General features: G+C 40.2%; 16 protein-coding genes and 2 tRNA genes. 12 read left to right on the forward strand and 6 right to left on the reverse strand.

What is annotated here, in order from left to right; all coding sequences use genetic code 11:
* Window positions 1-56 precede the first annotated feature (56 nt).
* Window positions 57-791 (forward strand): response regulator transcription factor, encoded by a 735-nt coding sequence (locus SOI84_RS02630; protein WP_320675331.1) that lies wholly within the window; start codon window positions 57-59, stop codon window positions 789-791.
* Window positions 792-897: 106 nt separating this feature from the next.
* On the opposite strand, the gene crtH is transcribed toward SOI84_RS02630, so the two are convergent.
* The 3 genes from crtH to SOI84_RS02645 all read right to left on the reverse strand — a co-directional run bounded on the left by crtH (window position 898) and on the right by SOI84_RS02645 (window position 4,003).
* Window positions 898-2,439: a carotenoid isomerase gene (crtH, locus tag SOI84_RS02635; protein WP_320674866.1), complete on the reverse strand. Its 1,542-nt coding sequence runs from the start codon at window positions 2,437-2,439 to the stop codon at window positions 898-900.
* Window positions 2,440-2,451: 12 nt separating this feature from the next.
* Window positions 2,452-3,825, reverse strand: coding sequence for an FADH(2)-oxidizing methylenetetrahydrofolate--tRNA-(uracil(54)-C(5))-methyltransferase TrmFO (gene trmFO, locus SOI84_RS02640; protein ID WP_320674867.1), 1,374 nt, complete (start codon window positions 3,823-3,825; stop codon window positions 2,452-2,454).
* 70 nt (window positions 3,826-3,895) lie between these two features.
* Complete coding sequence (locus SOI84_RS02645; protein ID WP_320674868.1) at window positions 3,896-4,003, reverse strand: photosystem II protein Y; 108 nt, start codon at window positions 4,001-4,003, stop codon at window positions 3,896-3,898.
* A gap of 206 nt (window positions 4,004-4,209) precedes the next feature.
* On the opposite strand from SOI84_RS02645, the gene SOI84_RS02650 reads away from it, so the two are divergent.
* A tRNA-Lys gene (locus tag SOI84_RS02650) sits at window positions 4,210-4,281 on the forward strand.
* A 62-nt stretch (window positions 4,282-4,343) separates the two neighbouring features.
* Window positions 4,344-4,517 carry a hypothetical protein gene (locus SOI84_RS02655; protein WP_320674869.1) on the forward strand — a complete coding sequence of 58 codons (174 nt, stop codon included), beginning with the start codon at window positions 4,344-4,346 and terminating at the stop codon, window positions 4,515-4,517.
* A gap of 45 nt (window positions 4,518-4,562) precedes the next feature.
* On the opposite strand, the gene SOI84_RS02660 is transcribed toward SOI84_RS02655, so the two are convergent.
* Entirely contained in the window at window positions 4,563-4,775 is a 213-nt protein-coding gene (locus SOI84_RS02660; RefSeq protein WP_320674870.1) for a hypothetical protein, read from the reverse strand.
* Between the two features lie 269 nt (window positions 4,776-5,044).
* Here SOI84_RS02660 and SOI84_RS02665 point away from each other — a divergent pair, with 269 nt between their 5' ends.
* From SOI84_RS02665 to SOI84_RS02695, 7 genes are all read left to right on the forward strand, one after another.
* Window positions 5,045-5,296 (forward strand): hypothetical protein, encoded by a 252-nt coding sequence (locus SOI84_RS02665; RefSeq protein ID WP_320674871.1) that lies wholly within the window; start codon window positions 5,045-5,047, stop codon window positions 5,294-5,296.
* 822 nt (window positions 5,297-6,118) lie between these two features.
* Entirely contained in the window at window positions 6,119-6,463 is a 345-nt protein-coding gene (locus SOI84_RS02670) for a hypothetical protein (protein ID WP_320674872.1), read from the forward strand.
* A 956-nt stretch (window positions 6,464-7,419) separates the two neighbouring features.
* A complete protein-coding gene (locus SOI84_RS02675; protein ID WP_320674873.1) occupies window positions 7,420-7,701 on the forward strand; it encodes a galactose oxidase in 282 nt (93 codons plus the stop codon).
* Entirely contained in the window at window positions 7,701-7,880 is a 180-nt protein-coding gene (locus tag SOI84_RS02680; RefSeq protein ID WP_320674874.1) for a hypothetical protein, read from the forward strand. Before SOI84_RS02675 ends, SOI84_RS02680 begins: the two co-directional genes overlap by 1 nt.
* Before the next feature lie 101 nt (window positions 7,881-7,981).
* Window positions 7,982-8,497, forward strand: a complete 516-nt coding sequence (locus tag SOI84_RS02685) for a hypothetical protein (protein WP_320674875.1) — start codon at window positions 7,982-7,984, stop codon at window positions 8,495-8,497.
* A 339-nt stretch (window positions 8,498-8,836) separates the two neighbouring features.
* Complete coding sequence (locus SOI84_RS02690) at window positions 8,837-9,172, forward strand: hypothetical protein (protein ID WP_320674876.1); 336 nt, start codon at window positions 8,837-8,839, stop codon at window positions 9,170-9,172.
* 233 nt (window positions 9,173-9,405) lie between these two features.
* A tRNA-Pro gene (locus SOI84_RS02695) sits at window positions 9,406-9,479 on the forward strand.
* A 189-nt stretch (window positions 9,480-9,668) separates the two neighbouring features.
* On the opposite strand, the gene SOI84_RS02700 is transcribed toward SOI84_RS02695, so the two are convergent.
* A complete protein-coding gene (locus SOI84_RS02700) occupies window positions 9,669-10,091 on the reverse strand; it encodes a hypothetical protein (RefSeq protein ID WP_320674877.1) in 423 nt (140 codons plus the stop codon).
* Window positions 10,075-10,584 (reverse strand): hypothetical protein, encoded by a 510-nt coding sequence (locus SOI84_RS02705; protein ID WP_320674878.1) that lies wholly within the window; start codon window positions 10,582-10,584, stop codon window positions 10,075-10,077. Before SOI84_RS02705 ends, SOI84_RS02700 begins: the two co-directional genes overlap by 17 nt.
* Window positions 10,585-10,717: 133 nt before the next feature.
* Between SOI84_RS02705 and SOI84_RS02710 the strand changes: the two genes are divergently transcribed.
* Complete coding sequence (locus SOI84_RS02710) at window positions 10,718-11,314, forward strand: MerR family transcriptional regulator (protein ID WP_320674879.1); 597 nt, start codon at window positions 10,718-10,720, stop codon at window positions 11,312-11,314.
* A gap of 536 nt (window positions 11,315-11,850) precedes the next feature.
* The gene (locus tag SOI84_RS02715; RefSeq protein WP_320674880.1) at window positions 11,851-12,060 is read left to right on the forward strand and encodes a hypothetical protein; all 210 of its coding nucleotides are present in this window, start codon (window positions 11,851-11,853) and stop codon (window positions 12,058-12,060) included.
* The last annotated feature ends 1 nt before the right edge of the window (window position 12,061 follow it).

Here is a 12,061-nt window from a genome sequence, read left to right on the forward strand (position 1 = left end):
AGCTTAATAAGGCAATATTGTTGACAGTGATCTCCATCCCTAAAGAACTCCCATCAATGGAGCACTCAACCACCTCACAATCTCAATCGTATCTAGTGCAGGAAGCGCCCCAAGACCCTGCAAAGGTACTTGTTGTGGAACCTCATCCAACACTTAGAACAGTTTTAGTTCAGCGACTTAGGCAAGATGGTCATCTCACTGCTGCAGTAAGCACAACTGATGAAGCTATTGGGCTTTGCAGAGATCAAACGCCTGATCTACTAGTTTCGGCGGAATTGATCGCAAAGAGTTCTGCATTACGACTAGCTCAGAAGATTGGCTGTCCACTAATTGTTCTCACCGCAAGAGCAGGGTCGGAAGCGCTGGTTGAATTGCTTGATCAAGGTGCTGATGACGTGATGAGAAAACCCTTTGGCCTTGAAGAACTAGCCGCACGCTGCAGAACCTTGCTAAAGAAAGGAAGAACAGGACTTCAAGAGCGCGTAACAGTTGGTCCTCTAGAGGTGCATCTATTACTTAGACAAGTCACTCTTAGAGAAAAGCCAGTTGAATTAAGCCCACGAGAATTTGCACTACTATGTGCCTTATTAATGCCTCCAGGCATGGTGAGAAGTCGACAAGAACTTCTTCGAATGGCTTGGCCACCTTTTAGTGGAGGGCCTAGATCAGTAGATACACAGGTTTTAACCTTACGAAGAAAACTCGAGCAGGCAGGACTTGGTGAAGGAGGAGGAATTACAACCGTAAGACAACAAGGTTATCGCTTTAGCCTTGATTCCTTAGGTTCATAACTAAAAGATTGCTAACCAAGTCAAATCGATTTTGATATAAATCACTCACCGAAATAATCTATATTTAAATCACTAAAAGTAATACTTAAAAAAATTTTTATTCTGTTTATGTTGGCAGGTTCCAAGCATTAATTCCAAGTTCAGAACCAATTCGATGAGCACACGCAAAACCACTAAAAGCTACAGCATTAAGGCCTTGGCCAGGAAAACAAGAATCACCAACACAAAAAAGATCTTTTACTCCAGTAGTATTAAAAGGCATTGGAAGAAGACCAGATAATTTTCGAGATGGTATAGGGCCATAGCTACCTTGATGTCGACCTAAAAAACGTCGATGACTTCGAGGGGAGCCAATCTCTTTGTGGACAATAGAATTTGTAATGCCAGGTAAAATCTTTTCCAATCTGGATATAAGAGTAGAAGCATCTTGTTGTTTCTTGGCTGAATAATCAGAAGGGCTTAGATCGGTCCAAAATTCCATTGAAGAAGGAGTAAAAGCATGAACTATGTGAGAGTTATCTGGAGCCAATTCTGAATCGAGTAAAGTTGGAATAGAAACAAAAGCTACACCTTGTTCTGCATCCATTTCCTTCCAGGAGTCTAATAAAATATGATGGCATTGAAAATCATCAGGAATCAAGGATTTTTGGACACCCAAATGAAGAGACAGGAAAGAAGAGGAAGGCTTATAGTTACGTCTCCAGGAGATCTCTGACTTTGGTATTTGCGATTCCTCAACTAAAGAATTTCGTACTTTTTCACCGCCAAAAGTATTCCATCTTGTGGCATTTGATACAATCTTTTTAGCATAAATAATCTCTCCGTCTGACAATTGAACACCTCGGGCTTTTTTGCCTTCGATTATTATCTTTTTCACCCTTGACTTATAGCGAATTTCACCTCCGTGAGCCCTTAAACCTTTAACTAGCTTTTCTGCGATCACTCCAACTCCTCCTTTTGGATAATTAATTCCTCCTGCATGACGATCAGAAAATACCATGCCCGCATTAATCATTGGTGTTCTATCAGCAGGCATTACAGACCAACAAAAGCATTCAATATCTATAAATCTGAGAAGCACTTGATCCTTTATAAATCGTCTTGCAACATCTCCAACATTAACTGGCAACCATCTAGCTAGTCCAAGGCAAGCTAAAGGCGCTTTAAAGAAAACTTTTGCAAGGTACAATGGATCCTCAATAGATAAAAGAGGCATAGAGTCCAAACAATTAAAAACACTCCAACAAATTCCATAAAACTTGCGAATCCCATCCTCCTCATGAGGAAATCTCTGAATAAGATTTGAAATAAATATTTCATAGTTTCTACTAACTTCCAATTCAAAACCTGAAGGAAGGTGGTAAACAAGTTGTGAAGGATCTGGAAAAGTTTCACATGCTTCATCAACAGCTGATAAAGCCCTTGTTAAAAGGTTTGTAAAGCCCTTTTCCCCAAAACCAAAAATCATCGAGGCTCCCACGTCAAACGTATAGCCATTACGAGAGAAGGAGCCTCCGCTACCACCAGGAATGGTATATCGCTCTAAAACTAAAACTTTTGCTCCTTTTGAAGCAAGCTGGGAAGCTGTAACAAGGCCACCAATACCAGAACCTATAACAACTGCATCAAGAAGATCATCTTTATTCATAGGAAGAGGTCTTTAAAGAAATTCACAGCTAATCGCACCTTTTAATTCTGCTAATGCTCTATCACGATACGCGCCATACCGTTCCCGTTTATCTCTTATCCGCTTTGACAGTTTCGGTAAAAGACCAAAGTTTGCAGGCATAGGCTGAAATTCGCCTTTGGAGCGTTTAGCTCTTTCTGGACTTGTCACAAAAGCAATTAAAGCTCCAATCATTGTTGTAGAAGGAAGAGAAATTGACTCAATGCCCTTCGCCAAGCGTGCTGCATTAGTACCTGCAAGCCATCCGCCAGCGACTGCAGCTGCATACCCTTCAGTACCAATTAATTGACCAGCAACCAAAAAATTAGGTTGTTCACTGAATTGCAAAGTTGGTTCTATCAACTTTGGAGAATTCAAAAAAGTATTCCTATGCATAACACCAAGACGAACGAATTCAGCATTTTGCAAACCAGGTATCTTGCGAAAAATCCTCTTCTGCTCTCCCCATTTGAGATTAGTTTGAAATCCAACCATGTTCCAAAGCTGTCCTTCAAGATCTTCTTGACGCAGTTGAATAATTGAATAAGCCCGCTTAGCTCGCCGAAGATCACGATCATTAAAATCTCCCCAGCGAGGGTCCCAAATCCCAATGGGCTTTAAAGGTCCAAAACGCATTGTATCTTCGCCTCGACGAGCAAGTTGCTCAATAGGAAGGCATCCTTCAAAGAAACAAGCATTTGCTTGATCAAAGTCCTTTACTTCTGCCTGTTCCCCATTGACTAGCTCCTCACGGAACTCCAGGTATTGTTCTTTGTTCATTGGACAATTTATATAATCTGCATCTCCCTTGTCATATCTGCTAGCACGAAAGGCTACGGAAAGATCTATTGATTCGCCTAAAACTATTGGGCTGGCAGCGTCATAAAAATGACAATGAGAAATTCCAGTAAATTTTCTCAACTCCTCCGCAAGAGTTTCACTAGTCAATGGACCAGTTGCTAATACTGTGATCTCTTGAGGGTTTGGAAGGCTTACTTGTTCAGCCCTCTCAATTGTCACCAAAGGATGAGAGGCAAGTACGTCAGTAAGAGAAAAACTAAATTTTGATCGATCAACTGCCAATGCTCCGCCTGCAGGCACTGAATTTATATCTGCCTTCCCAATAACCAATGAATTCAATAATCGCAGCTCTTGATGAAGCAAACCTGCTGCACGATCACTACTTTTAGCTCCAAAGCTATTACTACATACCAACTCAGCAAATTCATTCGTATGGTGAGCTGGAGACCTCCTTAGAGGTCTCATCTCAACCAAAGTCACGGGAACACCTGCCTGAGCCACTTGCCAAGCAGCCTCGGTACCAGCCAAGCCAGCACCGATAACTCTTACAGAAGAGTAATTGCTCAATGTTCAAAAAAGAACAAATTAGTTAGCTATACAAGCCGTTCTTAGAGGGCAAATTGCCTGTTTAGCATGCTTAGTCCATACTCCTCCACTGGTCTTTTGCAGGTTCGGAGATGTTGAAAAGTACCCAACCAAGAGCAGCAAGAATCGGGAATGAAACGAGTATTAGCCGAAGCAGCATGACAAGAAATTTGAATTTATTCGGGGATATTACGGACAAGGGGGCAGAACTGTCTCGAATTACGCAACAGTTGATCAAAAACTAAGCAATTGGAACATTTTAGAAATTTGCCAAAACTCTGATTTACTTGGAAAAACGAATGAAGTGCCTTGTCGTGATGCCCCGCGTGATAACTTCCATTTGTGCTAGTAAAGCACTAAAGGAATGGGTCGCTAGCTCAGCGGTAGAGCATCCGGCTTTTAACCGGCTGGTCCTGAGTTCGAATCTCAGGCGACCCATAAATTCTTTGGGTTACAAGATATGTTTCACGTCTTTCGACTTGAGGTATTGAGATAAGGCTATGATTAATTTGATATCTCAAATTCCTGCTCTTTACAGACCATTTAAAAAAATGCCTTTTGGGTTATCAAGAAAACAAATAATAAGTTGGGGACTACTCGCTACAGGTTTGAAGGTTGCATTTGGAGCATATTTGTTTAGCAAGCTTGGCTTACATCTTCCTTGGTCATTGTAATAAGTACAAACAAAAAGAAATAATATTAAGGCATAATGAATATTGTTAAACATATCTTCTTTTACCTTTAGATGTATATCTAAAGACACCACCCTTGGGTCCCAGATAAAGCATCTTCCCATTCATCTTAGAACATCCGTATTTTTTCAACCTAGAACGATGGACATCCGCCTTCTCACGGAGTTCCTCCTCAGAGTCCCAAATAGTTGTCTTAATATCACGCTCAGGATCCGCCATAAGAAAATCAGAAATGCCCATCAGGAACCTCTCTCTGACAATATTTTTATTATTATTGAATTCATTATTCTCTCGTCTGGGTTGAAAAATACTGAGACCTTTTCTCCTGATCAAAATATAAAATAAAGCAACTATAATTGCAACAATAAGCAAGATCATAAATTTTAAAGGTTTCACGAAAGTCAATCTAGTCGCATACGAATAAGAAAACTTTTGACTTTAATAAATGCAAAGCCGTCAGCCTGCTATGAGCTATAGTTAATAACTAAGACAATGAACTCAGGAGGAGAATGTCGACATCACTCCTATTACTAGTAATTTCTATAGGAGCAATTAGCCTATTTCTGACAATTAGACAAAAATTATTGAAGAAATATAATTATAAGAGGAAAAGAACTCAAAGCATTAAGACATGGATGGAAATGAGTCCGGAAGAAAGGCAGACAACTGAAGAAGCACGCAAGCTCGCCTCTATCAAGAAGCGAAGAGAGCTCCTCAAAACCATAAGGAAAGAGTACAAAGCTCTCAAATCAACGCATTAAGCGCTATGAAGTGCCACCTATTCACTGGTTATCACATAAAACAAACCAATCAAGGATATTAAAAATACAATCAACAAGATAACTGTCAAAGGACTTGAATGCATCTCTAGCCATAATTGTGTCAGGAAAAAAGAGTTCAAAGTGACAATATAATCCTTATTATACTAAGAAGCCCACAAGACTTTAGATATATCTTCGAAATTATTTAACACCATATACAAAGGGGCCTTTTCTCAAAGCCTTTTCTCAAAGCCTTATCATCAGTTCCTAATAATAGATTTCAAACAACATTTTCACCCCTCTAAAATCTAATCCTTTACGTGTAAAATAAAAAAAGATAATTTCTATGGTAAAAATTTAGACAAAAGAGGCATCACACAGATTAGATCCATCAATCCATAGAAATAAAAGTGATGGAGAGGAAAGAGGCTTTATCAAAACTCTCGGGAAAGAATAAAACCAACTTCTAACTAACCACAAATAGAAAAGACTCTTAGGCAAATGTTTCTGATTAAAGGTTTTCAGTCCTCTTCTTTCAAGTTATAAGATTGCTTCTCAACAGGAGGATTTCCCTCTATTAACCCGGAAAAAATACTAAGAATCCTTCCAAAAATTGGGACCCAAAAGTGTTCATAAAACAATTTCAATGGATTCTTTGTCGAGTCTTTTAATGGGTTATCCTTTGTTGATTTAGCCAAAATCAGTCCAAGCAATGTTTTCTTAAAAATGCTAAGATGATAGATTAACCATCATTAAACAACCTAATCTTAATAGGAATTATTCTTAATGATTTGCTTAGAACCTCGAATAGCATAAAAATTAATGGAATATCTTTTAAGAACTTTAATTTTAATTTTTTATCTGCTCGGAGCTTCAACTAAGGCAGGTATTGATAAATTTACAACGTTAGACAAAGTGGGGCGTTGGGAGATAGAGCGAAAAATCGATTCTAAAACACAAGAACCCCGTTGCAGAGCCTTTATACCAAATCATTATGCATGGTTTGGTGGCAGAATAAGGCTAAACAAAAAGGGGGAAGTAATAATTCCTAAGGAGCTCACTAAAACCTATTTACTGAATCAAGAGACAATTAAAGAAGTAAAAAAGTCTTTGCAAAGCTGCGAGAAAGGACTTATATATAAAATCGACATAAAGGAATTTGATTAGGAACTCATATTCCGAACACTTAGTCTATTTAAATTAAACAAAAAATAAATCCTAAAGGTATAATGGGTAGACCTATTATAAGTTTTTGTTTGATTGGTTTTGCTTTACAGCCTGCAACCCAAAGCGTAATACCAAAACAAAAAGAAGTAAGGCAAGAAATGGAGAACTGTGGCTAAAAATTTCAATCAGCACGTCTCTCTCTGGTCAGTGACACATAATTATCCTCAGCCAATATTATTCAAGAATCGGGACTAAACCATCCTCATACGCCATTAATTGCAACACTTCTAGAAGAAAAGCTTCGCTTAGAAATTTAATTTATATAAAACTAGGTTTAATAAAGTTCCTGAAGTCGAATTCGAGTTCTTAAGCAAAGTACTTATCGACTTAGCAGATTCTTCAACGAGCACAACGAAACGAAACGCAAGAAAAGCAACATTCGTTAATCCCATTCATCTCTCGCTGATCGAGGTTACAAGGCTTATACCTCTTCCGTTTTCCTATACAAGCTGACGGGCAAATTTTTTGGTTCTAAATAGCTGCAATCAGCAGATCTGAACTTCTAATAATCAGAACAAGACTGTTATGAGCCATATTTATCGGCTTGTACTGTTATAAAAAATTCGCAAGTTAATCAAAACTTTGAAATGCCACCCCCTAAATCAATGCATTACTAAAATCACCCCTTAACGAATAACTCGCCCTTCATAGACATTCCTAAAGCTTTCTTCAACTTTTTACCTGCATAGACCGCTAAGCATTCATCGAGACAACCCAGCATTCAACCTTAAAAGAATTACTAGCTGATCCCAACTGATCTTTTATTGACAAAACCTTCCCAGCTTGCTAGTACAGGTGTACTGCTACTACTGCATGACTTCACCTGCATCTCCATACGCTGTTTTTCGCTCTGAAGACTGGAGTTTTCCTGTTCCTCAACCCATTGGAATAGGTCAATGTCTCCGCATGACACACAAAAAAAAATCCTCACGAAAAGCTATCCAGAAAATAAAAATGGGGAATACGTCGAAGAAAGTGCTCCCCAAGGATCACATTCAGCTTGTATTTCTATGACCTGCCAGCATTTTGTTTTTTCATCCGACAGAAATTGCAGACCTCTTCTTACATTTCAAATAAGTGAGCATCTGATTCCTCATGGAGAACATCTCAAGAAAAGGTGTCCTTTATGGAGTAAACGCTTTGCAATGGAGTTCGGTTGGTATCCAGAGGTAACGTAATGACTAAAGAAGAGCTCGCAATACGCATCACAAGAGCAATGTATCAAGACTGTCGTAACATTGACAGCTTAAACAATTCTCAATCCATCAAAGGCTATTTCTTAGGTCTTGAAATGGCCGACTTGATAGGTATTGCAGGCCAATACGGCGTTAACCTCAACTTTCCTGAAGCTATTTAAAGGATCGACAATTGAGTAGTTACAGCTCTATTCAGTAGCTAATAATTGACTGAAGTCCCATTTTCTTGCTAGATGTTATACAGATAGGAGTTAACCAACTAATGGCTCAATTAACAATCAAAGTGAGCGCCAAGGCAGATGCCATGATCGCTCAACTTCAAAAGGAAATCTTCAATAGAAGGCGAAAGAAAGTAACGGCTCAAGGTGTCGTTGAAACACTTGTGGAAAGTGGTGCAAAATCGCAATCTGACAAGCGTTATGCGGCTTCATGGAAGAATCTCATCAAGGATATTGAAAAAGCCGCCAAACAATCTGAAGTGCATGGAAACAAGCCTGCAAACATAACCGCTGAAGAATGGGCCTTGATACTCTCTCATCGCACACGCAAGAGCGCAAAGCCAGCACCTCAGAAAAGAGCCAAGTCTCCAAAGATAACTACTAAAAAGCCTGCAGCTAAGAAGGCAACAGTAAAGAAAGTGACAAAGAAAACCGTTGGCACAAAACCTACAGTTAAAAAAGCTGTCGTAAAGAATGCTCCTGTTAAAGCAACCGCTCCTCGAAAAGCCAGAAGAGCCAGAAGAGCTCCTACCGCTACTGCTACTGCTACCGCAAAGTAAAGCCTTCAGTCAGATCCGTTCAAGCGGCATGAGAGGTGCAAAGCCTCTCACTGACTATTAATTGCCAACTAACCCCCCTTCTAAATAGATAAAAGCGTTAGAAGGAGAAATCTTATTTGCTATAGAGATATTTCTATGCTGATTTTAACAGGAAGATCAATAGCGCTAACAACGGAGCCTAATCAATCTGGATCGAGCAACTACCGTCCTTCTTCATATGAATGAATAAAGAAAACACATCTATCCCACAAGTCGAAATCCAAAAGCCTAGGTTACGAAGCAAAGCTTGGTGGCCTTAACAAAGCTAATCAGTATCCTGTAGTTAATTAGATCGGCAGAATGAACACAAAAAACCTACCTGTGCAAGCGAGGATCAAATTACTTGTTGAGTCATTGGATGGAGCCGAGAAGACCAATAAAACTTTGTCTGAATGTAAGGATGCAGAAGCAATGCTTGATATTCTTCTCGAAGTCTCATCTCAGTTGGAACTAGACCTTACTAGAGAGGAATTGAGACAAAGTCCACCAATACGCGATTGGGTTTGGTGGAAAAACAAAGAGGCGCTAGTGAATTTAGGCGACAATAATCTTCGTCATCAACAAGACAGTTCAGGAAAGACAAGATGGGATGCCTGGACCATCAGTTTCTTTAAGTTTTTAAGGGTTTGGCGCTGAGCAACATTTCTGATAACTCAATCAACCAAAAAACTAAAGAAAGCATGAAAAGTTTCCGCAATCCTTTTATTCCAACCTTCTTGGATCCCCTAACAGAGACAAACTCCTCTCAGCCAAACAGATCAAAAGCCCCCTCCCCTTTTTTAACTGGGAATTATTTTTAAAGATTAACGACTCTCCCTACCTCCACTGCATGAAAATCAAGCCATGTCAGGCCCTACAATGATTGAATACGGGGCGTGGCGCAGCTTGGTAGCGCGGGTGCTTTGGGAGCACTAGGTCGCAGGTTCGAATCCTGTCGCCCCGACTAGCTTTTCAAGGAATGCGCTTTTTGGCGCAGACAAAACGCAGACAAGTCAACTACGGGAAAACCTTGCCAAAGCATTTGCGGCCTTTTCAAGGAATAGAGATTTCCAAGGTGCCTAAAAAAGGTGTCCCAAATGCCTAATTGGCCTCAGGGAATTTTCAAGGTGTATCCAAGATTTATCAGTCCAAATCAAGCTGCCAATTCTTTTTGGACTGACTTGATCTCGGCCTTGAGAAGAAGATCCATCAAATTTTTAGAGAAAACAACTAATTCTTTTTTATTCAGATCTTCAATAGGCCTTGGAGGTGCCTCCACTCCTTTTTCTTCAAGGGCTGCTGAAAGATCTGATTTATTCAATTTTGAAAAAGGCTTGTTCCCATACCTTTTGACCCCATGGTTTTTCCCTAAGGCTTTAAGGGTCTCTTTGCTTTGCTGCATAAAGGTACCTGGACCAAGAAGAGCTTTTAAAAAATCACTTTGATTTTGGTCACTAGGAAGAACTTCTGATTCACGAGCAGCCTTCAATTCCGCATCAATCCCTCGAAGAGTCCTTGAATGGGAATGAGCAAGTTCGCGCAGATTGGCACGAAGGATGTTAGCGAGTTCTCCCATTTTTCTCTTCCAATTTCTTTGTTACCGACACTTGTTTTAGTGCAATTGATTTGATGAGGTCCTTGATAATTTTCCAACTTTTGAAGAAGTCACGGACAGAATCAAGCAAGCTTTTTAGAGATCGACCTCCTTGGAAGCTTCGTCTACCTGTCTCATATTCCTCATATCCAAGGACAAGCTTATTGCCGGCATCTTCAAATTGTTCAAATGCATCTGTAACTAAGTCGAGGATCTCGTATATCTCCTTGCTTACTGAAGCTTCTTTAATGGCAATGGCTCTTATACGTGCCTCTAAATCTGACTTAGTAGCTTGAATAGTTTGGTTTTGCTTAAGAACTAGAGATTTTGTTTTGGAGTGAGAGACATGCAGTCCCCTGCTGATCTTCAGACGTTTATACCAATCACGAAGACTTAAGTAAGAAGTTTCAAGTTCAGAACGTGGAAGTTCAACTATTTTGATCGGAAATTCAGAGCTAGAAGGGAAGTGTTTCATGGCCAATTTAAAAATGACTACAGACTTTGAGAAGGCATAAGGACTGCAGCCCCACTAAAAACAATAGCACTATATTGACACTTGCACTGCAACTGTGTAAGTTTCTTGTCTGATTGTTATTGCCTATTCGATCTTGGCTAGCGATTCTCAAACCTTCAGCCTTGAGGAGCTTCTTAAAGTTGCAAGTGAAGAACTTGGAGAAGAAATCAGCCAAAGAACCGTTCGCTTATATGCGACTCAGGGATTGATTGATCGGCCTGGGAAAGATGGTCGTAGTGCAATTTATGAGAGACGTCAACTTTTGCAATTGGTCCTAATTCGCTTTCTTGCAAGACGCGGGTTGAGTCTTTCTGCTATTGCCCCCCTTGCCGCTCTCCCTAACGAAGAAATGCAGTTACAGATTCTCAGTTTCGACAAATCAGCAGAAGAGAAATTTAAAGCTTCTCTCATTTCAGAGAGTAGAGAACAAGATTCAGGCAAATCCAACCCTTTGCTCCAATTGCTTGGAGCCCCCCTTAAATCAACGGCTTTGCCTGACTCAAATAGTTCTGCGAAGAATAGTCGCACTCGTTTGGCATCATCTCGATGGAGCCGATTTACTCTTGCTCCAGGAGTTGAGCTTCATATCAGTGACAGTGCGTCTATTCCTCCATCGGGATCTCGTCGTATTACCTGGATTCAGCGTTTAACGGATCGACTAATCGAACAATTAGAAGAAACCAAAAACTAAATTCTTTAAATGAGAACTTGGTAAATCATTCGACAACTAACTATTGCTTTGCAAATTTCTATCTATTGAACTATTCAGAGTGCCCAAAAGGTATCCAAAATATCTCCTGATGTGTGCACATGCCACCTTGTAGATCCTCAAAATATTGGTATGACTCAACCCCCGAGTTGTACTAATACCTTTCCGGATGTTTTGGGAGCACTAGGTCGCAGGTTCGAATCCTGTCGCCCCGACTGGTTTTTTGGAGATCTCGAATTGGGATTGGGCCCTCATTGGGCCCTCCTGAACGATTAGTTCTGAGTTCTATTGAGTCTGTCACGAGGTTTTGAGGAAGAAGAAGATTAGACACTGCAGATGGTGTTATTGCCCGATTAAAAAACTAAAAAAATCTCTATAGTTCTTTTAATCCAGTTGGGTGCCCAGGTTAGTCCTGCTAAACCAACCTCCCATTTGGGAGTCGGACTGCCAGCAAAAGGCCTCGAAATCTTTTGTTTTTGGTGGATTGATGAGCGGGTTCTGTTGTTGCCTTGGGCTCTATGCCACGAAAACAGAACAAGTTCGCCAATAGATCACAAGTGAATGGCATATCAGTTGCCGTCCCACTTGTCTCTCAGCAGTCTGCATCTCAAATCGACAAGGATCTTGACCGTCTTACTGAAGGGCGTGATGGAATTGTCTGGGAATTAGGCAATTGGCCGGAATCTGTTCAAGCCGTAGCAAGAGCAAAAGGAATACCCCTCGCATAAT

The organism is Prochlorococcus sp. MIT 1341, from assembly GCF_034092415.1.
Taxonomy (GTDB): domain Bacteria; phylum Cyanobacteriota; class Cyanobacteriia; order PCC-6307; family Cyanobiaceae; genus AG-363-P08.